This window comes from Streptomyces sp. NPDC048417 (assembly GCF_040651615.1).
In the GTDB taxonomy this organism is placed as follows: Bacteria; Actinomycetota; Actinomycetes; order Streptomycetales; family Streptomycetaceae; genus Streptomyces.
In genome coordinates, this window is the sequence record NZ_JBEZKI010000008.1 from 231,087 (window position 1) to 255,278 (window position 24,192).

Sequence of the window (24,192 nt, forward strand, 5' to 3'; positions counted from 1 at the left end):
CTTCAGTGAACGGGACTGAGGCGCCCCGCTGGGGGCGCGGGGCTGTATCGACATGCGGCTCCGCCGCGCGGGCGCGACCGGCCACACCCGGCCCGCAGCCGCCCACGACATGGCCACCCAGCCCACTAGGCGCAAACCGAAACCGGCTCCAGGGAACGAACGGGCCGCACACGCCCGACCTCCCTGCCACCGCCGAGCAACGCCTCACCGGCGAACTCGCTCAGCAGCTCCGGGTCAACCCCGGCCCTCGCCAGCGCAGCGGCCGCCACCGGCACCCGCGCCCGGTTCGCCCCGTCGGCGATCTTCACAGCAACAGCCCGGCCATCCGCCAGCGCGGCGACCTGCACGCCCTCGAACCCGTCCTTCGCCAGCAGCCCCGGCACGGCCCGCATCAGCGCGGCCACGTCACGTCCCGCCCCGGACGCCATCTCGGCATGGTCCCGCATCGCGTCGGCGACCCGTGCCTCCGGCGTCCCCGGCGCGGCGGTCACGATCCGCGACACCGCCCGGGCCAGCCCGTGCAGGGAGATGGAGAACAGCGGCGCCCCGCAGCCGTCCACGGTGGTCCGCGCGATGCGCTGCCCGGACAGGTCCTCGACGATCTCGGCGATCGCCTGCTGGAGCGGGTGCTCCGGCTCCAGACAGTCCGCCAGGGACCAGTCGTTCAGCTTCGCGGTCCACAGCATCGCCGCGTGCTTGCCGGAGCAGTTCTGCGCGAGCCGGGACGGCTGCCGGCCCTCGCGGATCCAGGTGTCCCGGACCGCGGGGTCGTACGGCAGGTCGGGGACGTTGCGCAGGTCGTCCTCGGTGAGGCCGGCGAGGTCGAGGATCCGCCGGGTGCCGGCGAGGTGGCGTTCCTCGCCGGAGTGGCTGGCCGCGGCAAGGGAGAGCAGCTCGCCGTCGAGCGGCAGTCCGGCCCGCAGCATCGCCACGGCCTGGACGGGCTTGACGGCCGAGCGCGGGTAGAACGCGGCCTCGATGTCGCCGAGCTGGAACTCGACCTGGCCGTCGGCGCCGAGGACGACGACGGAACCGTAGTGGATGCCCTCGACGACCCCGCCGCGTATGAGGTGGGCGACGGGGGCGTGGAGGGGTTCACGGACGACGGGTGCGGCCGCGGGGGAACTGCTGTACATCACTGCCTGGTCTCGGGTGAGTCGGGACGGACCGGTTCGCGGTTCACGCGTCGGTGCCGGCGGACGGGCGCGCGAGTCGGCCGCGGATGGCGTACCAGCCGGCGACCAGCGCGGCGACGATCAGCGGCAGGCACAGCACGGTGGTGCGTCCGGCGCCGCCGTCGGCGTACATGAGGACCAGGACGGAGGCGAGGAACGCCAGCGTCACGATCTCGGTCCAGGGGGAGCCCGGCAGTCGGTAGCCGGGACGGGTGAGTTCGCCCTTCTGGGTCTTCCGCCAGAAGAGCAGGTGACAGAGCATGATCATGCCCCAGGTGGCGAGGATGCCGATCGCCGCGAAGTTGAGGACGATCTCGAACGCGTCGGCGGGGACGACGAAGTTGAGGCCGACGCCGAGGACACAGATGCCGCTGGTCAGCAGGATGCCGCCGTACGGGACCTGGGTGCGGCTCATCTTCGCGGTGAACCCGGGGGCGGAGCCGTTGACGGCCATGGAGCGCAGGATGCGGCCGGTGGAGTAGAGGCCGGAGTTGAGTGAGGACATGGCGGCGGTGAGGACGACGAGGTTCATCACGCCGCCGGCCGCCGGTATGCCGACGTGGGACAGGACGGTCACGAAGGGGCTCTCCCCCGCCGTGTACTTGTTCCAGGGCAGCAGCATCGACAGCAGGACGACCGATCCGACGTAGAAGAGGCCGACCCGCCACATGATCGAGTTGATCGCCTTGGGCATGATCTTCTCGGGGTTCTCGGTCTCACCCGCGGCGACGCCGACCAGTTCGACCGAGGCGTAGGCGAAGACGACGCCCTGGATGATCAGCAGCATGGGCAGCAGACCGTTGGGGAAGACGCCGCCGTTGTCGGTGATCAGGGAGGGGCCGGGGGTGGTGCCGTCCACGGGATGCTGGGTGACCAGCAGGAAGATGCCGATGCACATGAAGATCACCAGCGCGCTGACCTTGACGATCGCGAACCAGAACTCCAGTTCGCCGAAGATCTTGACCGAGATGAGGTTGACGGTCAACACGACGGCAAGGGCGATCAATGCGATCAACCATTGTGGGATGTCGGAGAACATCCCCCAGTAGTGCGTGTAGGTGGCGACCGCGGTGATGTCGGCGATGCCGGTGGTCGCCCAGTTCAGGAAGTACATCCAGCCCGCGGTGTACGCGCCCCTCTCGCCCAGGAACTCACGGGCGTACGACACGAAGGCGCCGGAGGAGGGGCGGTACAGGACGAGTTCGCCGAGGGCGCGTACGACAAGGAAGGCGAAGACCCCGCAGACCGCGTACGCGACGAAGAGGGAGGGGCCGGCGTCGGCGAGGCGGCCGCCGGCGCCGAGGAAGAGGCCGGTGCCTATGGCACCGCCGATGGCGATCATGTTGACGTGCCGGTGCTTCAGCGACTTGCTGTAGCCGTGGTCTCCGGCGTCGACGTGACGGGACGAGGGGCGCGTCTCGTCTTTGAGGTGCTGTTCGCTCACGCCTCGGTTCCGCCTTCCGGGTGCTCGTCCGTGCGCGCGGGGCGCACGATGTGGGTGAGGGTCGTCTCGACGCGGTCCAGGTGGTGGCTCATGGCGTCCACGGCGTCGGGTTCGCAACCGTCGATCAGCGCCTCGACGATGGCCCGGTGCTCCCGGTTGGACTGCTCACGGCGGCCGCCCAGTTCGTTGAGGAAGGCCGACTGACGCGCCAGTGCGTCCCGGATCTCCTCGATGACCCGGCGGAAGACCGGGTTCTGGGCGGCCTCGGCCACGGCGAGGTGGAAGAGGGTGTCCATCGCGACCCACGCGGTGGTGTCCGTCTCCCGCTCCATGCGGTCGAGCAGATGGGCCAGGTGGTCCAGGTTCTCCGGGGTGCGGCGCAGCGCCGCGTACCCGGCGACCGGGATCTCGATGTGCCGGCGCACTTCCAGCAGGTCACTGGCCGCGTAGTCGCCGAAGGTGGGGTCCTCGACGGCGCTGGCGACGACGAAGGTGCCCTTGCCGGTCTTGGAGACGGTCAGGCCCATCGTCTGCAGGGCCCGCAGGGCCTCGCGCAGGACGGGCCTGCTGACCTCCAGGGTGCGGCACAGCTCCGCCTCGGAGGGGAGCTTGTCGCCTACGGCGTACTCGCCGCGCTCGATGGCGCCGCGCAGATGCGCCAGTACCGCCTCCATGGCACTCACACGCCGCGGAGGCTGTCCGGCTGTCCGGCTGTCTGACAGGTTCACGAGTGAGATGTTCCGGGTTGCGGGACGAGGCTGTCAAGTTTCCGGAAAGGAAACATTCACGGGGTGCGACACCTGAATGGACAGGCGTCACACCCCGTGGCGGAGCGATGACCGGGTCAGGCGCTGATCGTGTTGGTGGCGAGCAGTCCGAAGAGGGCCAGGCCGATGACGATCCGGTAGATCACGAACGCGTTGAAGGAGTGCTTGGCGACGAACTTCAGCAGCCAGGCGATGGAGGCGTAGGCAACCACGAAGGAGACGACCGTGCCGACGACCAGCGGGGCGGCGCCGACGCCCGCACCCAGGGCGTCCTTGAGCTCGTAGAGGCCGGCACCGGTCAGGGCCGGGATGCCGAGGAAGAAGGAGAGGCGGGTGGCGGCGACCCGGTCCAGGTCGCGGATGAGCGCGGTCGACATGGTGGCGCCGGAGCGGGAGAAGCCGGGGAAGAGCAGGGCGAGGATCTGCGAGCTGCCGACCAGCATGGCGTCCTTGAAGGAGGTGTCGTCCTCACCGCGCTTGTGGCGGCCCATCTGGTCCGCCACCCACATCACCGCGGAGCCGGCGATCAGCGAGCCGGCGACCACCCAGAGCGAGGCGAGCGGGCCGTCGATCAGCGGCTTGGCGGCGAGGCCCACCAGGACGATCGGGATGGTCGCGGCGATCACCCACCAGGCGAACTTGTAGTCGTGGTGGTAGCGCTCTTCCTTGTTGACCAGCCCCCGGCCCCAGGCGGAGACGATGCGCCGGATGTCCTTGAAGAAGTACACCAGCACGGCGGCGATGGCGCCGACCTGGATGACGGCCGAGAACCCGACGACGGACTGGTCGTCGACGGGGATGTTCATGAGCCCCTCGGTGATCTTGAGGTGGCCGGTGGAGGACACCGGGAGGAACTCGGTCACCCCCTCGACTACCCCGAGGACGGCGGCCTGACCGACGGAGATGGCGCTCATGGGATCCAGTTCTGCAGAGTTTGGTCGACAGTGCTGTAGACAGTCTTACAAGGCGCGGTGTCAAGCAAGTCCTAGGCCCACACCGCCTGGGCGATCGCCACTCCGGCGAAGGCCGCCCCGAGCCCCGCCGCCACGCTCGCGACGACGTTGGCCGCAGCGTAGAGCCCGGCGCCCGTCTCGGTCAGCCGCAGGGTCTCGTAGGAGAACGTCGAGTAGGTCGTGAGCGCCCCGCACAGCCCGGTGCCCACCAGCAGCTGGAGGTGGGGGCTCGCCGCGCCCGCCGAGGCCGCACCGGTCAGCAGGCCCAGGATCAGGCACCCGGTGACGTTGACCACGAAGGTACCCCAGGGGAGGACGGAGTCGTGCCTGGCCTGGACGGCGCGGTCGGTGAGGTAGCGCAGCGGAGCACCGACGACGGCCCCGGCGACGACCAACAGCCAGTTCACAACGACTTCTTACCCTTCGCATCCGTTTTGCCGGAGTTCGCGTCCCGTCCGACGTATCGGATGACCTCGCAGCCCTCGGTGCCCGGAAGACGCCGGCGCCCGCGAGGCCGGCCGCGTGGGCGCGGTGCACGATCTCCGGGTAGAGGGGCTTGTGGTGCCAGGTGTCGTCCTCGCCGATGTGGACCGTCAGGCGCAGGGCTCGGCCGGTCAGTCTCGTCATCGCTGCCTCCGGGTGAGGACACGGCGGGTCGCGGTGGCCGCGCACCACACCGCGGCGAGGGCCGCGCACAGGGTCGCGGCGAGGTAGGCCAGGCCCGTGGCGGGCCGGCCGTGGTCGACCAGTTTCTGGATGTCGACGGCATAGGTGGAGAAGGTGGTGAAGCCGCCGAGGACGCCGGTGCCGAAGAAGGGGCGGACGAGGCGGTGCGCGGGCTGCCCTTCGGTGATCAGGACCAGGAACGCGCCGATCACCGCGCAGCCGGTGACGTTCGTCCAGAAGGTCGCCCAGGGGAATCCGCCCGCTGCGGTGGGCAGCGCCAGGGCGAGTGCGTAGCGGGCCACCGCTCCGATCGCGCCACCCGCGGCGACCACCGCGACGACCGGCGCCTGGGCACGCCATTCCGGTCGCCGCCTGGGGCTCGGCTGGACACGGAGGCTCTCGGCTTCCGGGGCTGTCATGGGTCGTGGGTCTCCTGTTCGGCACCGCCCCGACGGGTGCACCAGGGTACCGCCGGGTCTACCCGCCGGTCACTTCGCGGTGGGGGCCGCGCAGACCGCGACACCGGGCTCCCAGACGCTGCCGAGGACCAGGTGGCGGCCGGTCACGCAGACGCTGGTGGCCATGCGGAAGCCGGAGTGGTGGCGGGCGAGGTGGTGGACGACCCTGCCGTGGTCGTCGAGGGCCGTCACGGCGATGGTGCCGGCCGGGCGGTAGGGGGCGTGTACGGCGGCACGCGCGGCGGCCCGGCGGACGGCGGGCGGGGTGCGGTGGAAGAGGTCGAGCGGCGGGTTGCGCGGACCGGCCAGGGCGACCCAGATCAGCTCGCCGTCGCGCCACATGTTGTCGGGCATGCCGGGGAGCTCGGCGAAGAACTCGGCGCGGCCGGCCCGTGGGCCGGTGAGCCAGTAGCGGGTGAGACGGTACGCGCCGGTCTCGGCGACGATCAGGAAGGTGCCGTCGCCGCTCACGGCCAGCCCGTTGGCGAACTGGAGTCCGTCGCAGGCCACTTCGGCGGTGCGGGCGCCGGGCGCGAGGCGCAGCAGGCGGCCGGTGCCGCTGTGCTCGACGATGTCACCGATCCACCGCTCCAGCGGGAAGCGGCGGCTGGAGGCGGTGAAGTACACGGTGCCGTCGGGCAGGGCGACCACATTGCTGGCGAACCGCAGCGGCTCCCCCTCGACCGAGTCGGCGAGGACGCGGACGGCACCGTCGGAGAGGCCGACACGCAGCAGGCCGCGCTCCGCGTCGCAGACCAGCAGGTCACCGTCCGGGAGGAGTTCGAGGCCCAGGGGACGACCGCCGGTCCGGGCCAGCTCGCGGACCCGGGCGGTGTCCGGGTCGCCGAGCCCGTCCAGGCGCAGGATGCGGCCGTCCTCGACGCCGGTCAGGACCCCGCCGTCCGGATCCGTCACCACGTCCTCCGGGCCGCGGCCGCCGATGGCGACGTAGTGGAGTGGGACGAGGCGCGCAGGTCGGTCCATGAACCCCATACTGACAGGCGTGACCGGTCTCACCAGCCCTTCTCGAACATCCGGGCCACTTCGGCGATCCGGATCTCGTCACGCCGGTAGTAGGTGCGGTGCCGGATGCGCCGGGTGCGGAGCAGCCCGAGCCGGGTCAGCATGCCCAGGTGGGTGCCGGCCACCTTGCGGGAGACGCCGAGTTTGACCGCGACGGCCCGGACGGTGACGCCGTTCTCGGTGAGGTCCGCGTGACGCTGGGGCGGGAAGTGGGCCGCCGGATCCTTGAGCCAGTCCAGAATGTCCAGGCGGCTCACGCTCTTGGAGTTCCTCAGCATCCGACCGGCCTCCGTCCGTCCCCTGCCTCCTCGTAGTTCGTTTTCCCACTGTTCCGCAGCCGAAGCCCCCACGTCAGGGACTCGATGAGCGTTGTCCGAGACCGAGCGGCCGTACGAAGTCGGCCGATGGGGGCCTTGCCTTCGCGACCTGCGCCGGACCGAGTGGAGGGGCCCGACCGTCCCCTAACGGCCGGGCCCCTCGTCAGTGGTGGTTCAGCGGTGGCTGAACCACGCCATGGAGGAGAGCGCCTTGTCGTCGTAGCCGAACAGGGCCTGGTTCTCCCAGCCGTTGCCGGAGGTGGCGTCGGTCGGGTCCCAGCCGTTGCCGGTGACGGCGGTCCAGGTCGCCTCCCAGTAGAAGACGCCGAGGCCGCGGCCGCCCGGGACGGCCTCGACGATGTTCGCGACGGCGTTCATCCAGGCCAGCTGGCCGGCCGCGGTGGCCGGGTAGCCGGTGACCAGTTCACCGCTGGTGTCGATCTGGTTCTCCAGCGAGTCGTCCTGGGCGAGGGTGAACGGGTAGGCGGTCTCGGCGATGTAGACCGGCTTGGAGTAGCGGGCGGCCACGTCGTCCAGGGTGGTCTGGGCGGCGGCCAGCGAGCCGTGCCAGTAGCCGTAGTACGACAGCCCGATCACGTCGTAGTTGATGCCGTAGGTCTTGGCGTTGTCGAACCACCAGCGGACCGTGGCGTCGTCGCCCGCGTTGGCCAGGTGCAGGGCGACCAGTGTGCCGGAGGAGACCGCCTTGGCCGCGCTGTAGCCGGAGTTGATGAGGCCGGCGAGCTGGGACCAGTTGTCGGTGGAGCCCTCGGCCCAGAGCATGCCGCCGTTGATCTCGTTGCCGACCTGGACCATGTCGGCGGTGGTGCCCTGCGCCTTCAGCGCGTTGAGGACGTCGTACGTGTGGTTGTAGACGTCGGTCTTGAGCTGGCTGTAGGAGTGGCCGGACCAGGCGGCGGGCTTGGTCTGCTTGCCCGGGTCGGCCCAGCTGTCCGAGTAGTGGAAGTCGACCAGCAGCTTCATGCCGGCCGCCTTGACGCGCTTGGCCATGGCCAGGACGTGCGCCTTGTCGTTGTAGCCGTCGGCCGGGTTGACCCAGACCTTCAGGCGCGCGTAGTTCATGCCGGCGCTCCTGAGGATGGTGACCGCGTCCCCGGTAGTGCCGGAGCTGGTCTTGTAGACGCCGCCCTTGGCCTCGCTCTTGGCGAGCGACGAGATGTCGGCGCCCTTGATGGCCAGGCCCGTCGAGCCGGAGGCGAAAGTCAGGTCGTCGACGTTGATCCAGTTGCCCGCGTTCGCGTCGGAGTTGATGCTGATCGTGCACTGGTTGCCGGTGACCGCGATCGAGGTGACGACCCGGACCCAACTGCTGGTGGAGACCGGCAGGTCGGTCCGCTGCTCCGAACTGCCGCAGTTCTTCAGGGATATGTAGGCGGAGTTCTGCCCGCCGCTGGAGCGGACCCAGGCGGTGAGCGTGTAGGTGCCGTTGGTGAGGCCGGAGAGGTACTGGTACGTCTCCACCTTGTAGGCGGCGGCCGAGTAGTGGCTCAGGCGGTAACTGCCGCCGTGGCCACCGGACTCGGTGTAGGAAGCGCCCGTGTCGCCGTACTCCGACCAGCCGGTGGGTGCGGCCACACCGGCACCGTCCGACTCGAAGCCGCCGTTGGTGAGGGTGCTCGCCGCCTGGGCGGTCCCCGCGGGAAGGGCGGTGAGGGCGAGCCCGGCGAGCAGCGGCAGCAGCAGGGCTCTGAGGGTGCGTCTGGGATGGAACATCATCGTCCGTCGTCCCTTCGACGTGACTGGGCAGGGGTGTCCTCCGGCGGGGCCGGAGGAGGCCCCTCCGCCCACGGCTCTCGTGGCACTCGCGGGCGGAGGGGAGTCTCGGCGGACCCGGGTGCGGCGGCCCGGTCCGCGGCCGGGCTCAGCCGTCGAGTCGTACGACCCGGACGGCGCCCGCGGGGACCGCGAGGCGGCCCGCGGCACGTTCGCCCGTCAGCAGTTCGGTGCCGTGTGCCTCCAGCGGCACCTTGGCGTCGGTGGCGGTGTGGTTGATGGCGAAGAGGAAGGTGCCGTGGTCACCGCTGCGGCGGACCACCTCGACATCGCGGGGCAGGTCGGCGCGTGGCGCGATCCGGGCGTCCTCGGCGGCCCGGCCGAGCAGGGCGTCGAGGCCGTGCGCGTCCAGGCGGGTCGACACGTACCAGGCGGCGCCCTCCCCCAGCCGGTACCGGGTGACGGCCGGGTGGCCGGCGGTGAGGCCGTCGGCGTAGGTCCAGACGGTCTCGGCGGCGCCCGGGACGACGAACTCGGTCCACACGTCGCCGGTCAGTTCAAAGCCGTCGGGCCCGGTGAGGCGCACCCGCTGGTCCTGGAGAAGGGGCGAGAACTCCTCGACGGTGAGGCCGAGGGCGTCGCGCAGCGGGCCCGGGTAGGCGCCCTCGTGCACGGCGTCGTGCTCGTCGACGATCCCGGAGAAGTACGAGACGACCAGGGTGCCGCCGTTCTCGACGTACTCCTTGAGGTTGTTCCCGGCCGCCTCCGTCATCAGGTAGAGGGCCGGTACGACGACAAGGGGATAGGCCGACAAGTCGCTTTCCGGGTGGGCGAAGTCGACCGTGAGGTGGCGGTCGTAGAGGGCCTCGTAGAAGGCATCGGCACGCTCACGCGGGTCGTGGTCCTCGCTGGGGCGCCACTGGAGGTTCTGCGCCCACCAGGACTGCCAGTCCCACAGGACGGCCACGTCCGCCTGGGTGCGGGTGCCCTTGATCTGGGTCAACGAGTCCAGGGCGGAGCCGAGTCCGACGACCTCGCGCCACACCCGGGTCCCGGTGCCGCCGTGCGGGAGCATCGCCGAGTGGAACTTCTCGGCGCCGCGCCGGGACTGCCGCCACTGGAAGAACATCGCGCCGTCGGAGCCGCGGGCCACATGGGCCAGGGAGTTGCGGGCCATCTGCCCGGGCGCCTTGGCCGGATTCCGCGGCTGCCAGTTGACACCCGAGGTGGAGTGTTCGAGCAGCAGCCAGGGGGCGCCGCCGCCGACCGAGCGGGTGAGGTCGGCGGCCATCGCGAGGTTGACGTGGGTACGGCGGCCGTCGGTGATCAGGTAGTGGTCGTTGGTGACCAGGTCGACCTCACGGCCCCAGGCCCAGTAGTCCATGGAGTCGCACTGGCTGAGCGCGGTCATGAAGTTGGTGGTCACCGGGACGTCGGGCGAGAGGCGGTGCAGGATGTCCCGCTCCGCACGGAAGTTCTCGCGGATGGTGGCGTCGGTGAACCGCTTGTAGTCGAGGGCCTGGCCCGGGTTGCCGACGGTCGGGGTGACGCGCGGCGGGTTGATCTGCGCCAGGTCGGTGTAGTGCTGGCCCCAGAAGGCGGTGCCCCAGGCCTCGTTGACCGCGTCGACCGTGCCGTGGGTGTCGGCGAGCCAGCGCCGGAAGTGCGCGGCGCAGGAGTCGCAGTAGCAGGCCGAGACGGGGACGCCGTACTCGTTGTGGACGTGCCACATCGCCAGGGCCGGGTGGTCGCCGTAGCGCTCGGCGAGGCGGGTGGTGATGTCGGCCGCCGCCGCGCGGTAGTCGGCGTTGCTGTGGCAGATGGCGCCGCGCGAGCCGAACTCGTAGCGCACGCCCTGCGCGGTCACCGGCAGGGCCTCGGGGTGGGCCCGGTAGAACCAGGCGGGCGGCGCCACGGTGGGCGTGCCCAGGTCGACGCGGATGCCGTTCTCGTGCAGCAGGCCGATGGCCCGGTCGAGCCAGCCGAAGTCGTACTCCCCCGGCGCCGGCTCCAGCAGGGCCCAGGAGAAGATCCCGACGCTCACCATCGTGACCCCGGCCTCGCGCATCAGCCGGACGTCCTCCTGCCAGACGCTTTCCGGCCACTGCTCGGGGTTGTAGTCCCCGCCGAAGGCGAGCCTGGTCAGGCCCCTGGGGGTGGTGTCCGGCATGGATCTCTCCCGTTTAATCGATCATTTGGGAACGTGCACACACATCGATCGCGGCACAAGCCCAACATAACCGCACAGCAACAACCATTGACAAGTGTCCGGGATGTTTCTCTACTGTGAACGCTCACAGAGCAGGACACGGACTCGCGACGGGCGATGATCCGAGTCTGAGAACGCTCACACATTTTGCATGGCAAGGTCCCCGCGTCGGGCGGGGACCCAGGTCAGGGGAGAGATCCATGCCGCACACGAAGCGCCGCCGCCTCGTGACAACCGCCGTCGCCGTCTCGCTCGGCGCCACCGCCCTCGCCGCCTGCGGCTCGTCCGACGACGACAGCAAGGCCGACTCCGGCCCGGTCTCGCTGACGTACTGGGCCTGGGCGCCCGGTATGGACAAGGTCGTGGACCTGTGGAACAAGGGCGAGGGCAAGAAGGACCAGATCACCGTCACGGTGAAGAAGCAGGCGTCCGGCGACACGCTGGTCACCAAGATCCTCACCGCGCACAAGGCGAAGAACGGCCCCGACCTGGTGCAGGCCGAGTACCAGGCGCTGCCGACGCTGGTCAGCAACGACGCCGTCGCCGACATATCGAAGAGCGTCGGTGACGCCAAGAGCAAGTTCGCGGACGGTGTCTGGCAGCAGGTCACACTGGGCACGGACGCGGTGTACGCGGTGCCGCAGGACATCGGCCCGATGATGTTCTACTACCGCGCGGACCTCTTCAAGAAGTACGGCCTGACCGTCCCCACCACCTGGGACGAGTTCGCGAAGACCGCCCGCGCGCTGAAGAAGAAGGCGCCGGACACCGACCTGACCACGTTCTCCGCCAACGACTCCGGACTGTTCGCGGGCCTCGCCCAGCAGGCCGGCGCCAAGTGGTGGACCACCTCCGGCGACAAGTGGAAGGTCGCCGTCAACGACGCGGCCACCCAGAAGGTGGCCAAGTTCTGGGGCGGTCTGGTCAAGGAGGGCGCCATCGACAACCAGCCGATGTACACCCCGGCCTGGAACAAGGCGCTGAACACCGGCAAGCAGATCGCCTGGGTCTCCGCGGTGTGGGCGCCGGGCACGCTGACCACGGCCGCGCCGGACACCAAGGGCAAGTGGGCGATGGCCCCGCTCCCCCAGTGGTCCGCGTCCGAGGACGTCACCGGCAGCTGGGGCGGCTCGTCCACCGCCGTCACCACCGACTCCAAGCATCAGGAGGCCGCCGCCAAGTTCGCCGCCTGGCTGAACACCGACGGCGACGCGCTCAACGCGCTGGCCAAGGAGGGCGGCATCTACCCAGCGTCCACCTCGGCCCAGCTCAGCGGCGCCTTCTCCAGCCCGCCCGAGTACTTCTCGAACCAGGCGGACTTCTACACCAAGGCCGCCGAGATCGCGAAGACGACCGCGCCCTCCGCGTGGGGCCCGAACGTGAACGTCGCCTACACGTCCTTCAACGACGCGTTCGGTGCCGCCGCGAAGAACAAGTCGGACTTCGGGGCCGCCCTGGACACCATGCAGGAGGCCACGGTCGCCGACATGAAGAAGCAGGGCTTCGAGGTCTCTCAGTGACCAGCCCCACCAGCCGGGGGCCGTACGGGGTCAAGGGGGCCCCGTACGGCCACCCGTCGCCCACCGCAACCCTCAGACGAGCGCGAAGCGCCCCCTACTTCTTCCTTCTCCCCGCCACCGCCCTCTTCGCCCTGTTCTTCGCGCTGCCCATCGGGTACGCGGTCTGGCTCAGCTTCCGCAAGGTGCACGTCTCCGGGCTCGGCCTGGGCGCGGGCGCCCGCAGCGAGGTCTGGGCCGGACTGGAGAACTACCGGGACGCCCTCACCGACCACGAGTTCTGGGCCGGCGCGCTGCGCGTCCTCGGCTACGGCTGCATCGTCGTCCCGGTGATGCTGGGGCTCGCCCTGCTGTTCGCCCTGATGCTCGACTCCGAGCGGGTCCGCCTCGCCCCCTTCACCAGGCTCGCGATCTTCCTGCCGTACGCCATCCCCGGCGTGGTGGCCGCGCTGCTCTGGGGCTTCCTGTACCTGCCGGACGTCAGCCCCTTCTACTACGTGCTCGCGAAGCTGCACCTGCCGCAGCCGAACCTGCTGGACGGCGGCCCGCTGTACCTGGCCCTGTCCAACATCGCGGTCTGGGGCGGCACCGGCTTCAACATGATCGTCATCTACACCTCGCTCAGGTCCATCCCGGCCGAGGTGTACGAGGCGGCGAAGCTGGACGGCGCCACCCCGCTGCAGACCGCCCTCCGGATCAAGATCCCGATGGTGGCGCCCTCGCTGGTGCTGACCTTCTTCTTCTCGATCATCGCGACGCTCCAGGTCTTCAACGAGCCGACCACCCTCAAGCCCCTCACCAACTCGGTCAACACGACCTGGAGTCCGCTGATGAAGGTGTACGTCGACGCCTTCACCAAGGGCGACATCTACTCGGCGGCGGCCGAGGCGACACTGATCGCCATAGCCACGCTGGTGCTGTCCTTCGGGTTCCTGCGGGCCGCGAACCGCCGCAACAAGCAGGAGGCAGCGCAGTGAGCTCTGTTGCCGTCCGCAAGGCCGCCCCGGCCGCGGGCACGACTCCCGGTACCGCCCAGGGGCCGCCGCTGCGCCGCCGGATCGCCCTGGTCCCGACGCTCATGCTCCTCCTCGGCGCGATCTACACGCTCCTGCCGGTGGCCTGGGTGGTGATCGCCTCCACCAAGTCCGGCAGCGAGTTGTTCTCCACCTTCACCTTCCTGCCCGGCACGGGTTTCCTGGACAACCTCAAGGACCTCGACGCCTACCGCGAGGGCATCTACTGGAGCTGGATGGGCAACTCCGCCCTCTACGCCGGCCTGGGCGCCCTGCTGTCGACGTGCGTGTCCGCCTTCAGCGGCTACGCGCTCGCCACGTACCGCTTCCGCGGCCGCGAGTCGATCTTCAACGTGCTGCTCGCCGGCGTCCTGATGCCCCCGGTCATCCTCGCCATCCCGCAGTACCTGCTGCTGGCCAAGGCGAACCTCACGGACTCCTACCTGTCCGTGCTGCTGCCGCAGATCCTCTCCCCGTACGGCGTCTACCTCGCGCGGATCTACGCTGCGGCGGCCGTGCCCACCGACGTGGTGGAGGCCGGGCGGATGGACGGGGCCGGCGAGTGGCGCATCTTCACGCGGATCGCGCTTCCGATGATGATCCCCGGCATGGTGACGGTGTTCCTGTTCCAGTTCGTGGCCGTCTGGAACAACTTCCTGCTGCCGTACATCATGCTGAGCGACGACGAGAAGTTCCCGCTCACACTCGGTCTGTACACGCTCCTCGAACAGGGCGCCAACACCCCGGCCCTGTACACCCTGGTGATCACCGGCGCGTTCCTGGCCGTCCTGCCGCTGATCGCGCTGTTCCTGGTCGTCCAGCGCTTCTGGAGCCTTGACCTGCTGTCCGGGGCCGTAAAGTCATGACCATGGGCAGTAATGCGGGGGGCCGGCGCAAACCGCCGACGATTCACGACGTGGCGCGCGAGGCCGGCGTCTCACGAGGGACGGTCTCGCGTGTGCTCAACGGCGGGCACTACGTCAGCCCCGCCGCCGAGCAGGCGGTGAACGACGCCATCCGCCGCACCGGGTACGTGGTGAACCGGCACGCCCGTTCGCTGATCACCGGACGTTCGGACTCGGTCGGCTTCCTGCTGACCGAGCCCCAGGAGAGGTTCTTCGAGGACCCCAACTTCAATGTGCTGCTGAGCGGTTGCACCCAGGCGCTGGCCGGGCACGACATCCCGCTGCTGCTGATGCTGGCGGGCACGAAGGACGAACGGCGCCGCATCACGCGGTACATCACTGCCGGGCACGTCGACGGGGTGCTGCTGGTCTCCAGCCACTCCGGCGACCGGGTCGCCGAGGAACTGCGGGAGGCGGGTGTGCCCCTCGTCCAGTGCGGCAAGCCCATGGGGCCCGGCACCAAGGTGAGTTACGTGGCGGCGGACGACCGGGACGGCGCCCGGGACATGGTCCGGCATCTGCTGGATGTGGGGCGCCGCCGGATCGGCATGATCACCGGTCCGCTGGACACCCCGGGCGGTGTCGATCGCCTCGCCGGCTACCGGGAGGTGCTCTCGGAAGCGGGCGTCGAGCTCGACGAGCGGCTCGTCGTCTCCGGCGACTACAGCCGGGCCAGCGGCGAGGCGGGCGCCGAACGGCTGCTGTCGCACGCCCCTGACCTGGACGCCTTGTTCGTGGCCTCCGACCTGATGGCACAGGGCGCCCTGGCGGCGCTGCACCGGGCGGGCCGCCGGGTGCCGGATGACATCGCTGTCGGCGGTTTCGACGACTCGGCCGCGGCGACGGAGGCCACGCCCGCCCTCACGACGATCCGCCAGCCCTACGACCGCATCAGCGCCGAGATGGTGCGACTGCTGCTCGCCCAGATAGGCGGTGAGGACCCGGCGGCGGTGATCCTGCCGACGGAACTGGTGCGGCGCGACTCGACCTGAGGCATGGGACGGGCGGTCCGGCAGCCGGTCAGTTTTCGAGAAGCCGTGCCGCCCCTCGCCCTCCTAGCGTGGGTACCACCGGACGGACCGAGCCGGGCAGCCAGGTACGAGGAGCGAGAAGACCATGACCGCAGGCATCCAGACGATCATCTACCCCGTGAAGGACGCGGAGCGGGCCAAGGCCCTGTTCACCGCCCTGCTGGGCGTCGAGCCGTACGCCGACGAGCCGTACTACATCGGGTACAAGGCCGCCGGGCAGGACGTCGGGCTCGACCCGAACGGGCACGCCCAGGGGCTGACCGGCCCGACGCCGTTCTGGCACGTCACCGATCTGCGGGAGCGGCTCGCGGCGCTGCTGGCGGCGGGGGCGGAGCTGGTCCAGGACGCCCGGGACGTCGGCAACGGCCGGCTGGTCGCCTCCGTGAAGGACGCCGACGGGAACATGGTGGGACTGCTCCAGGACCCGGTGGCCTGACCGTCGTACCGCCGCCCTTCGTACGGCCTGCGGAAGACTGCTTGCACCCGCACTAGTTGCACACTCAACGATTGGCCGGATCGGTGCTACGGTGCGGGTATGGCAGTCAAGACGGCCGAGACCCGGCTGGAGGAGCGCTGGCGGGACATCCTGTCGGTGCACGCGCGCACGATGTGCGAGATCGACCGGGTGCTGCACCCGCACGGGCTGGGCGCGAGCGACTTCGAGGTGCTCGACCTGCTGGCGAGCGGGTCGCCCGCCGAAGGTGACCACTGCCGGGTGCAGAACCTGGTGGGGCGGGTCCATCTGAGCCAGAGCGCGCTGTCCCGGCTGATCGGGCGGCTGGAGAAGGACGGCCTGGTGGAACGGTCGGTGTGCGTCGAGGACCGGCGGGGCGTGTGGGTCGCGCTCACCGCCAGGGGCCGCGCCGTGCACGCCGAGGTACGACCGCTGCAGCGGGCCGCGCTGGAGCGGATGCTCGAAGCTCCGGCCGCCGGCTAGAGCGCGAACTCGATGCCGTCCGGCAGGACTTCGATGCCCTCCTCGGCCAGCTGGGCGCGGGCCCGGGAGGCCGGGTCGACCAGGGGGTTCGTGTTGTTGAGGTGGGTGTAGATCCGGCGGGTGCCCGGATGCCGGGCCAGGGCGGCGAGGCTGCCGTGCGGACCGGAGACCGGGAGATGGCCCATGGCGGCCTGCCCGGGTCCGGAGCGGACCGTGGTGCCCATCTCGTCGGCGGTGAAGAAGGTGCCGTCCAGCAGGACGCAGTCGGCCTCCGCGCACAGTTCGTCGAGTGCCTCGTTCCAGGCGCCGACACAGGGCGCGTAGAGCAGGACTCCCCCGGTGGCCAGGTCCTCGACGCGGTACGCCGTGACCCAGCGGCCGTCGGCCTCGGCGAGTGCGGCCGGCACGTACTTCGGGGCCTTGGCGCTCACCGGATGAGCGGTCACGACCAGGCCGCCGGACAGCACGAAACCGCCGTCGGCCAGGCTGTCGGCCCACTCCCAGGGGGCGTAGCGGTCGAGGGCGCCGCGGGCCGGGGTCAGCAGCGTCCGCACCGGCGGGGCCGCGTACACCTTCAGGTCCGGCGCCCCGCGCAGCACGGTCAGACCGGTGACATGGTCGGCCTCGGCGTCGGTGAGCAGCACTCCGCGCACCGGGGTCTCCCGGGGGCCAGGACCCGGCCAGAGCACCGCGGTGGCGGTGAGCTGGGCGCGGATGTCAGGCGAGGCGTTGAGCAGCCACCAGTCCCGGCCGTTGCCGGTCAGGGCCACGCACTCCTGGGTACGGGACGGCAGCTTGCCGTCCCGGGCGGCGGCGCACAGCACGCAGGCGCAGTTCCACTGCGGGAATCCGCCACCGGCGGCGGTGCCCAGCAGGACGACCCTCACGACGATCCGCCCCTCTCGGTCTCCCCGACCCCTGCTGGGATCTTCCCTCAGGATGGGCCGCGCTACCCGTGGCTGGGGGGAACTTCCGGCCGCCCTTCGGGGGGCTGCCGGTCCACCGGGCGCATCGGCGGGATCGGTTCCGACGGGAAGTCGCGCCCGCCGGTCCACAGCGCCGGTACGGCGTCGCACCGGCGGCACAGTTCGTAGGCCACGGCCTCGTAGTTGACCCGCCAGCCGTGGAAGTGCGGCCAGGCCTCCCGCGTGCCGCGTTCCGCGCGGAAGCCGGTCTTCTCCAGCATGGTCACGGCCGCCTCGAACTCACCGTACGTCAGGTCGATCGGGGCGTCCGGGGGCGGGTCGGAGTCGAAGGTCGCCCGTACCGAGGCGGCGATGTCGCGCAGGGCGGTGAACCCGGCGCGCAGCACCAGGCGGGCCTGTGGCGGGGCGGCGCGCGGGGTGAGCGCGAGCTGCAGGGCCGCCGCGTCCATGACGGCGATCAGGCCGACCAGCCAGCTGCGGTAGGGGCGGGGCGAGCGGAACGCCAGCAGCACCGGGTAGGTGGCGTGGCTCTCCCCCATGTCCGCGGCCAGCCGTTCCCAGTCCCGGTACAGCTGGGGCAGCGCGACCTCGGTGTCGACCAGCCACTGCCGGGCCAGGATCTCCGGGCCCCAGGCGGGTTCGCCGGCCCGGGACTGCAGGAGGGTGACCTCCAGTTCGCGGCGGTTGTAGGCCGCGTACAGCGTGGGGAGGTAGGCGATCTGCAGGGCGATGACGACGGGGCCGGTGGCAGCGGCGACGAAGTCGAGCGCGGACAGCCGCAGCCGGGCGCCGCTGGCGAACCCGAGGGTGAACAGGCTGGAGCCGGCCTCCCGGAACGCGGTGCTCCAGGACAGCGGGGAGAACGCGTACAGCAGCAGGCCGAAGCCGAGGAACGCCCCACCGAGCCAGGCGGCGAGCATGCCGATCAGCATCAGCGGGGCGAGCCAGGTCTCCGCCCGGTCGATGGCCCGGTAGTCGCGGCCGCGCGCGGTGAGGCAGAGCAGCTTGCGCAGGGTCCACCACAGCCGGTACACCAGCACGGAGTACAGGCCCCGCGGGACCACGAGGGTGCGCAGGATGCTGCGCAGGACCAGGATCAGTACCAGTCCCCCGGCCACCCCGGAGATCCATTCCATGGGGCCATTCTGACCCGCACGGCGATCTCCCGGTGACCGGGACCCTTCGTCAGCCCGTCAGCCCGTCAGCCCGTCAGCCCGTCGGCCCGTCAGCCCGTCAGCCCATCGGCCGGGCCAGCAGGGTTCGCACGCCCTCGGAGGTGAGCGTCAGCGCGTGCGTCGAGCTGCCGTCGATGGCGAGCGACAGGTTGTCCTCGGGCCACTGCTGGGCGAGTGCGCCCAGCGGCACCAGGCGGTAGCGGGAGACCGTCGGCAGCAGACCGGTCAGCTCTCCCTCCGAGGTGAACACGGGGACGACGGGGTCGCCGTCAGGGCGTTCCAGGACGGGCAGCGCGATCATGGCGGGGTCGGCCGCCTCCGCCGCGTCGTCCGGCACCGGGACCAGCACGTCGCTGTGCGCGAGCGTGTCCAGTGCGTCACGGTCCTCGGCGTTCACGGCCAGCGTGTCGAGCGCCCGCTGGGCCGGCGTCGGAAAGTCGTCGTGTGCGGGTGTCTCCATGACAGATCCCCAGGTAGTGGTGGTACGGGCCGCAGGGACCGGCGAGTACCGGGCGGCCACGGCACGCGTACCCGATCGGGGCCGGGCCATGCGTCCGGGCTCTTGACCCCGGGCGACCGAAGGGCAGCTCCGGCCGGGTGGCGGCGGGACGGGGCGAGGTGGCCGCGGTACGGGGCGAGGTGGCCGCGGTACGGGGCGGAGGCCGGGCCGAGGCGGTGCCCGGGCGATTCGGGAGCCGCACAGCGGCGATTCGGGAGCGGCTCGAGGGCGGCACGGCGGCAATTCGGGGGCGATTCGGGGGCGGTTTCTCGAGGGACACGACGGGTGGCGATGACGACTGACGGTCCGGGCGGGGTGGTCGTACGGGCAGCGGGCCGGACCGGGTGGTCATGCCGACGGCGCCGCAGTGGTCGCGGCCCGGCTCTCCTGTGCGCGGACCCGGCCGCGGCCCAGCGCCAGGGTGCCGAGGAAGCCGAGCGCGAGGGCGGCCAGGACGCCCAGGTTGGCGTACGCCCAGGCGCCGGATGTGCCGCCGAGGCCGAGCGGGCCCAGCAGATAGCCCTGCCAGGTCAGCCAGCTCGCGGAGCTGTTGGTGACCAGGCCCCAGCCGAGGGCCGTGGCGGCCAGGGTGAGCAGCAGGGGCGGCAGCGGTACGTCGCCGTAGCGGCCGGCCGGGCGGTAGAGGTCGGCCTCGTCGTAGTCGCGGCTGCGCAGGGCGAGGTCGGCGAGCATGATGCCGCACCAGGCGGCGATCGGGACGCCGAGGGTGGTGAGGAACCCCATGAACTGGCCCAGGAAGTCGTCGGCGAAGAAGACGATGTAGACCGAGCCGGCGATCATCAGGACGCCGTCGACCAGGGCGGCCAGGTAGCGCGGCACCCGTAGGCCGGCGGAGAGCAGGGCCAGGCCCGAGGAGTAGATGTCCAGGACCGCGCCGCCGACCAGGCCGAGGACGGCGACCACGGCGAAGGGGACCAGGAACCAGGTGGGCAGGATGGTCGTCAGCGCGCCGATGGGGTCGGCGGCGATCGCCTTGGCCAGGACGTCGGAGGAGCCCGCGAGCAGCAGGCCGAAGACCAGCAGGAGGAGCGGGGCGACCGAGCTGCCGAAGGTGGTCCAGCCGATCACGCCCCGGCCGGAGGAACTTCGGGGCAGGTAACGGGAGTAGTCGGCGGCCGCGTTGACCCAGCCGAGTCCGAAGCCGGTCATCATGAACACCAGCGCGCCGATGAACTCCTGCGCGGAGCCGGACGGGATCGCGCGCACCGTCGCCCAGTGGATGTGGTCGGCCACCAGCCCGACGTAGCCGAGGGTGAGGACGCCGGTCACGACCGTGATCACGGTCTGGAGCCGCATGATCAGGTCGAAGCCCATCACTCCGCCGATCACGGTCAGGGCGCAGACCACGATGAGGGCCACCACCTCGGTGCCGGTGCCGCCGCCCCAGCCCAGCCGGGCGAAGACGGTCGCGGTGGCCATGGTGGCGAGGGCGATGAGGACGGTCTCCCAGCCGACGGTGAGCACCCAGGAGACAGCCGACGGCAGCCGGTTCCCGCGCACGCCGTACGCGGCCCGGCTGAGCACCATCGTGGGTGCCGAGCCGCGTTTCCCGGCGACCGCGACGAAGCCGCAGAGCAGGAAGGAGACGAGGATGCCGAGGACTCCGGCGGCCAGTGCCTGCCAGAAGGAGATGCCGAAGCCGAGCGCGAACGCGCCGTAGCTCATTCCCAGGACGGAGACGTTCGCACCGAACCAGGGCCAGAACAGCGTGCGCGGGCTGCCCTTGCGGTCGGCGTCGCCGATCACGTCGAGGCCGTGGGTCTCCACCCGGAGCTGCCGGCCGGTTTCCCGTGCGTCCGCCATCGTCGACCCATCCGTCCAGGTGTGTTGGCTGGAGGCTAGGTCTGCCGCCGACGGGGGTCAAGGCAGGGCGATCAGGGCGGGCAGCGCTCAGCCGGCCCGGAGCGGCAGCGGCGGTCGCCGCCCGCCGGATCTGGGGCTCCGTCAACTCCCTCGGACCGCGACCCGGTTGGGCCAGCACGATTTGACACCGTCCGGCACCCTCTCCAATCTATGATCATGACTTCCATTTTCAACAGGACGGGCGGCTAGCGATGCGTGTGGCTTTCGTCGGCAAGGGCGGCAGCGGCAAGACCACCCTGTCGGCCCTCTTCACCCGTCGGCTGGCGCGGTCCGGCGCGCCGGTCCTCGCGATCGACGGCGACATCAACCAGCACCTGGCCCACGCCCTCGGGCTCGACGAGGACGAGCTGTTCACGGCGCCGCCGCTGAGCGCGCGGACCGGTGCGATCAAGGACTATCTGCGGGGCACGAACCCCCGGATCGCGTCCCGGGAGGCCATGGTCAAGACGACCCCGCCCGGGCGCGGCTCGCGGCTGCTGCGCCTGCTCGGCGACGACGAGGTGCACTCCCACCACGTCCAGGAGGTCGCCGGGGTGCCGCTGATGGTCACCGGGGCGTTCGCCGAGAGCGACCTCGGGGTGGCCTGCTACCACTCCAAGCTCGGCGCGGTGGAGCTCTACCTCAATCATCTGGTCGACGGACCCGGCGAGTACGTCGTCGTCGACATGACGGCGGGCGCCGACGCCTTCGCCTCCGGTCTGTTCACCCGCTTCGACATGACGTTCCTGGTGGTCGAACCGACCCGCAAGAGCCTCTCCGTGTACCGCCAGTACCGGGACCACGCGGCCGAGTTCGGCATTCCGGTCGCCGTGGTCGGCAACAAGGTGACCGGTGCGGACGACCTCGCCTTCCTGCGGGAGCGGGTGGGCGAGGACCTGCTGGCCCACTGCGAGCTGTCGTCGTACGTCCGCGCCCAGGAGCAGGGCCGGGTCGGCGGTGCGCTGGAGCCGCACAACTCCCGGGCCATGGACCGGCTGCGGGCCGCCGTGGACGCGCGGGCCAAGGACTGGGACGTCTTCCAGCGGCACGCCGTGGAGTTCCATCTGCGCAACGCCACCGCCTGGGCGAACGCGGCCACCGGCCAGGATCTGGCCGCCCAGGTCGACCCGGGCTTCCGGCACGGGCCGGCGGCCCTGCCCGCCTTCGCCTGAGACCGCGCTTGTCTGCCGATTCCTCTTCGAGTACCGCCCCTTGAACAGAACAGGACACAGCCCTATGTCGCTCGACGTCTCCCCGCAGCTGCTCGCCGAAGCCGAGAACGGTGCGGTGCGGGAGGAGGACTTCGTGGAAACCGTCCGTACGTCGCTGCCGTACGCCTACCAGCTCATCGCCCGGCTGGCCGCCGAACTGTGCGACGGGAACGCGGAGTTCGCCGACAACCAGACCCCGCCGCCGTCGGAGAAGGAGCGCGGGCAGCTGCTGCGGGCGCTGTCCTCCGACGCGATCCGGGCCGCCCTGGAGCGGCACTTCGCGGTCGCCCTCGCCTTCCAGAACTGCCACCGGGTGGCGGTGTTCCCGCCCGAGGCGCGGGGCGGCCGGACCCACACCCGCTTCACCTCGGCGCGTTCGCAGATCCTCAACCAGTCACCCGAGTTCCGCGACTGCTGAACCGGCCCCCGCCGGCCCTGGTGCGCCGCGGGACCTCAGCTGTCGGGGAGTGTGCCGGCGGGCCGACTCGTCCTCCTGGGCCGTGCGCCGCGGCGTCATCGGCGCCGGCTCCAGGAGGAAGCCCCCGGCCATGCCCCAGGCCGTCCGATCCGACGTGGCCGCTCAGCCGGCGACGATCTCGGCGAACCGCTCGGCGCCCACATTGCCACCGGAGAGGATGACCCCGATCCGGCGCGGCAGCGGCGCCACCCGGTGGGCGAGCAGCGCGGCCAGACCGCTGGCGCCGCTCGGCTCGACGACGGTCTTCATCCGCTCGAAGGCGAACCGCATCGCGTCCCGGATCTGGTCGTCGCTCACCAGTGAGATGTCGTCCACCAGGCGCCGGTTGACGGAGAAGGTCAGCTCGCCGGGGATGTCGGCCGCCTGGCCGTCGGCGATGGTCCTCGGGACGGGAACGGACACCCGGTGTCCGGCCGCCAGGGACCTCCGGGTGTCGTCCCCGGCCTCGGGCTCGACCCCGACCACGCGGATCCCGGGCAGCAGCCCCTTCGCGGCGGTCGCGCTGCCGGCGATCAGCCCACCGCCCCCGACCGGTACCACCAGGGCGTCCAACTCACCCACCTCCTCGATGAGTTCGAGGGCGGCGGTGCCCTGTCCTGCGATCACGTGCGGGTGCTCGTACGGCGGGACCAGCGCGAGTCCGCGTTCGGCGGCGAGGGCCTCGCCGATGGCGACGCGGTCGCCGGTGTAGCGGTCGTACGTCACGATCTCCGCACCGTATCCGGCGGTCGCCTCCAGCTTGGCGCGCGGAGTGTCCTCGGGCATCACGATCACGGCGGTGGTGCCGAGTTCGCGGGCGGCGAGGGCGACGGCCTGGGCGTGGTTGCCGGAGGAGTAGGCGGCGATGCCCTTGGCCAGCTGCTCGGCGGAGAGCCGGGACGCGGCGTTGTAGGCGCCCCGGAACTTGAAGGCGCCGATGCGCTGGAGGTTCTCGCACTTCAGGAAGACCTCGGCGCCGACCAGTTCGTCCAGGGTGCGCGAGCGCAGCACGGGGGTGCGGTGGGCCACTCCCTTGATCCGCGCGGCCGCGTCCTGCACGGCTTGGAGGGTCACGGGCAGGGTGTCGGGCATGTTCGTCCTCCGTTCTGGGCGCCGCCGGGCGCCGGATGGGCGTCGAGCAGAGCCGTTCGACGCCGATCGCATGGAATTATTGTCTATCATCTGGACGAGAAGTCCAGACCCGGTCCGGGCGGGGACACGGAGGCGAGCCGATGGCACAGGAACCGACAGGTACGGCAGGCGAGGCGGCGCGTGCCGAGCAGGACGCGATCATCGCCGCGCTGGCCCCGGTCGTCGAGGGGATCGCGGCGACCTTCGGCGCCTTCTGCGAGGTCGTCATCCATGACTTCCGGCGTCCCGAGCGCTCCGTGGTGGCCATCGCGGGGTCCGTCACCGGCCGCGAGGTCGGCGGGTCGATGAGCGAGATCGGCATGAAGCTGCTGGCGGCCGGCGACGCGGCGGCCGACGAGCTGAACTACCTCACCCGCACCCGGGACGGAAAGCTGGTCAAGTCGTCCACGATGGTGCTGCGCGACGCGGCCGGTACGGCGTTCGGGGCGCTGTGCGTGAACCTCGACGTCACGGCCGTGACCCAGGTACACGCCCTGGTGGGCGACCTGGCCGGGGTCGCGGCCGGGCCCGAGGCACCGCCGACCACGACGTTCGGCGACGACATCACCGCCGTACTGGACTCGATCGTCGACGCCCGCCAGCTGCGCGAGACCAGATCGTGGCCCCAACTCACCCGCGAGGATCGCCTGGAGCTGTTCCGCGACCTGGACCGCCAGGGCGTCTTCGCGGTGCGCGGCGCGGTCCAGCAGATCGCCGCCAGGCTCGGCATCTCCCGCGCGTCCGCGTACAACTACCTGGCGGCGACCCGGGCGGACTAGCC

24 protein-coding genes and 1 pseudogene are annotated in these 24,192 nt (G+C 71.0%); 9 read left to right on the forward strand and 16 right to left on the reverse strand.

Translation table 11 applies throughout. From position 1 onward, the window contains the following. Positions 1-125: 125 nt before the first annotated feature. From AB0D59_RS15090 to AB0D59_RS15140, 11 genes and pseudogenes are all read right to left on the reverse strand, one after another. Positions 126-1,136, reverse strand: a complete 1,011-nt coding sequence (locus tag AB0D59_RS15090) for an asparaginase (RefSeq protein WP_362564921.1) — start codon at positions 1,134-1,136, stop codon at positions 126-128. Positions 1,137-1,179: 43 nt separating this feature from the next. Continuing rightward, on the reverse strand, positions 1,180-2,619 hold the full coding sequence (locus AB0D59_RS15095; RefSeq protein ID WP_362564923.1) for an amino acid permease: 1,440 nt from the start codon (positions 2,617-2,619) through the stop codon (positions 1,180-1,182). After that, entirely contained in the window at positions 2,616-3,293 is a 678-nt protein-coding gene (locus AB0D59_RS15100) for a FadR/GntR family transcriptional regulator (protein WP_362565079.1), read from the reverse strand. Before AB0D59_RS15100 ends, AB0D59_RS15095 begins: the two co-directional genes overlap by 4 nt. Positions 3,294-3,463: 170 nt before the next feature. Then, positions 3,464-4,300: an undecaprenyl-diphosphate phosphatase gene (locus AB0D59_RS15105; RefSeq protein ID WP_362564925.1), complete on the reverse strand. Its 837-nt coding sequence runs from the start codon at positions 4,298-4,300 to the stop codon at positions 3,464-3,466. 71 nt (positions 4,301-4,371) lie between these two features. Next, entirely contained in the window at positions 4,372-4,746 is a 375-nt protein-coding gene (crcB, locus tag AB0D59_RS15110) for a fluoride efflux transporter CrcB (RefSeq protein WP_362564926.1), read from the reverse strand. Between the two features lie 82 nt (positions 4,747-4,828). Continuing rightward, a pseudogene (locus AB0D59_RS15115) lies at positions 4,829-4,966 on the reverse strand (DUF190 domain-containing protein); the annotation flags it as partial. After that, positions 4,963-5,424: a fluoride efflux transporter CrcB gene (gene crcB, locus AB0D59_RS15120; protein ID WP_362564928.1), complete on the reverse strand. Its 462-nt coding sequence runs from the start codon at positions 5,422-5,424 to the stop codon at positions 4,963-4,965. The gene crcB (AB0D59_RS15120) and the pseudogene AB0D59_RS15115, both read right to left, overlap by 4 nt. Positions 5,425-5,493: 69 nt before the next feature. Next, positions 5,494-6,447, reverse strand: coding sequence for an SMP-30/gluconolactonase/LRE family protein (locus AB0D59_RS15125; RefSeq protein WP_362564929.1), 954 nt, complete (start codon positions 6,445-6,447; stop codon positions 5,494-5,496). Positions 6,448-6,476: 29 nt separating this feature from the next. Continuing rightward, positions 6,477-6,764, reverse strand: a complete 288-nt coding sequence (locus AB0D59_RS15130; RefSeq protein ID WP_362564931.1) for a winged helix-turn-helix domain-containing protein — start codon at positions 6,762-6,764, stop codon at positions 6,477-6,479. A 213-nt stretch (positions 6,765-6,977) separates the two neighbouring features. After that, a complete protein-coding gene (locus AB0D59_RS15135) occupies positions 6,978-8,537 on the reverse strand; it encodes a glycosyl hydrolase 53 family protein (RefSeq protein WP_362565081.1) in 1,560 nt (519 codons plus the stop codon). A gap of 148 nt (positions 8,538-8,685) precedes the next feature. Then, positions 8,686-10,707 carry a beta-galactosidase gene (locus tag AB0D59_RS15140; RefSeq protein WP_362564933.1) on the reverse strand — a complete coding sequence of 674 codons (2,022 nt, stop codon included), beginning with the start codon at positions 10,705-10,707 and terminating at the stop codon, positions 8,686-8,688. A 239-nt stretch (positions 10,708-10,946) separates the two neighbouring features. Here AB0D59_RS15140 and AB0D59_RS15145 point away from each other — a divergent pair, with 239 nt between their 5' ends. From AB0D59_RS15145 to AB0D59_RS15170, 6 genes are all read left to right on the forward strand, one after another. Beyond that, positions 10,947-12,266, forward strand: coding sequence for an extracellular solute-binding protein (locus AB0D59_RS15145; RefSeq protein WP_362564935.1), 1,320 nt, complete (start codon positions 10,947-10,949; stop codon positions 12,264-12,266). Then, entirely contained in the window at positions 12,263-13,240 is a 978-nt protein-coding gene (locus AB0D59_RS15150) for a sugar ABC transporter permease (protein WP_362564937.1), read from the forward strand. The genes AB0D59_RS15145 and AB0D59_RS15150 overlap by 4 nt, the downstream gene beginning before the upstream one ends. Continuing rightward, complete coding sequence (locus AB0D59_RS15155) at positions 13,237-14,142, forward strand: carbohydrate ABC transporter permease (protein ID WP_362564939.1); 906 nt, start codon at positions 13,237-13,239, stop codon at positions 14,140-14,142. The genes AB0D59_RS15150 and AB0D59_RS15155 overlap by 4 nt, the downstream gene beginning before the upstream one ends. After that, complete coding sequence (locus AB0D59_RS15160; RefSeq protein ID WP_362564940.1) at positions 14,139-15,173, forward strand: LacI family DNA-binding transcriptional regulator; 1,035 nt, start codon at positions 14,139-14,141, stop codon at positions 15,171-15,173. The genes AB0D59_RS15155 and AB0D59_RS15160 overlap by 4 nt, the downstream gene beginning before the upstream one ends. 124 nt (positions 15,174-15,297) lie before the next feature. Further along, the gene (locus tag AB0D59_RS15165) at positions 15,298-15,648 is read left to right on the forward strand and encodes a VOC family protein (protein ID WP_362564942.1); all 351 of its coding nucleotides are present in this window, start codon (positions 15,298-15,300) and stop codon (positions 15,646-15,648) included. 99 nt (positions 15,649-15,747) lie between these two features. After that, a complete protein-coding gene (locus AB0D59_RS15170; protein WP_362564944.1) occupies positions 15,748-16,149 on the forward strand; it encodes a MarR family transcriptional regulator in 402 nt (133 codons plus the stop codon). Here AB0D59_RS15170 and pqqB read toward each other — a convergent pair. The 4 genes from pqqB to AB0D59_RS15190 form a co-directional block, all read right to left on the reverse strand. Continuing rightward, positions 16,146-17,036, reverse strand: coding sequence for a pyrroloquinoline quinone biosynthesis protein PqqB (gene pqqB / locus AB0D59_RS15175; RefSeq protein WP_362564946.1), 891 nt, complete (start codon positions 17,034-17,036; stop codon positions 16,146-16,148). The genes AB0D59_RS15170 and pqqB overlap by 4 nt on opposite strands. Before the next feature lie 62 nt (positions 17,037-17,098). Continuing rightward, the gene (locus AB0D59_RS15180) at positions 17,099-18,211 is read right to left on the reverse strand and encodes a hypothetical protein (RefSeq protein ID WP_362564948.1); all 1,113 of its coding nucleotides are present in this window, start codon (positions 18,209-18,211) and stop codon (positions 17,099-17,101) included. A 97-nt stretch (positions 18,212-18,308) separates the two neighbouring features. Next, the gene (locus AB0D59_RS15185) at positions 18,309-18,710 is read right to left on the reverse strand and encodes an SseB family protein (protein ID WP_362564950.1); all 402 of its coding nucleotides are present in this window, start codon (positions 18,708-18,710) and stop codon (positions 18,309-18,311) included. A 387-nt stretch (positions 18,711-19,097) separates the two neighbouring features. Then, entirely contained in the window at positions 19,098-20,573 is a 1,476-nt protein-coding gene (locus tag AB0D59_RS15190) for a cytosine permease (protein WP_362564951.1), read from the reverse strand. A gap of 251 nt (positions 20,574-20,824) precedes the next feature. On the opposite strand from AB0D59_RS15190, the gene AB0D59_RS15195 reads away from it, so the two are divergent. Further along, a complete protein-coding gene (locus tag AB0D59_RS15195; RefSeq protein WP_362564953.1) occupies positions 20,825-21,784 on the forward strand; it encodes an ATP-binding protein in 960 nt (319 codons plus the stop codon). 64 nt (positions 21,785-21,848) lie between these two features. After that, on the forward strand, positions 21,849-22,241 hold the full coding sequence (locus AB0D59_RS15200) for an SCO5389 family protein (protein WP_362564955.1): 393 nt from the start codon (positions 21,849-21,851) through the stop codon (positions 22,239-22,241). Positions 22,242-22,403: 162 nt separating this feature from the next. Here AB0D59_RS15200 and AB0D59_RS15205 read toward each other — a convergent pair whose 3' ends face one another. Then, positions 22,404-23,372, reverse strand: coding sequence for a threo-3-hydroxy-L-aspartate ammonia-lyase (locus AB0D59_RS15205; protein WP_362564957.1), 969 nt, complete (start codon positions 23,370-23,372; stop codon positions 22,404-22,406). Between the two features lie 140 nt (positions 23,373-23,512). On the opposite strand from AB0D59_RS15205, the gene AB0D59_RS15210 reads away from it, so the two are divergent. Then, positions 23,513-24,190, forward strand: coding sequence for a PAS domain-containing protein (locus AB0D59_RS15210; RefSeq protein WP_362564959.1), 678 nt, complete (start codon positions 23,513-23,515; stop codon positions 24,188-24,190). The last annotated feature ends 2 nt before the right edge of the window (positions 24,191-24,192 follow it).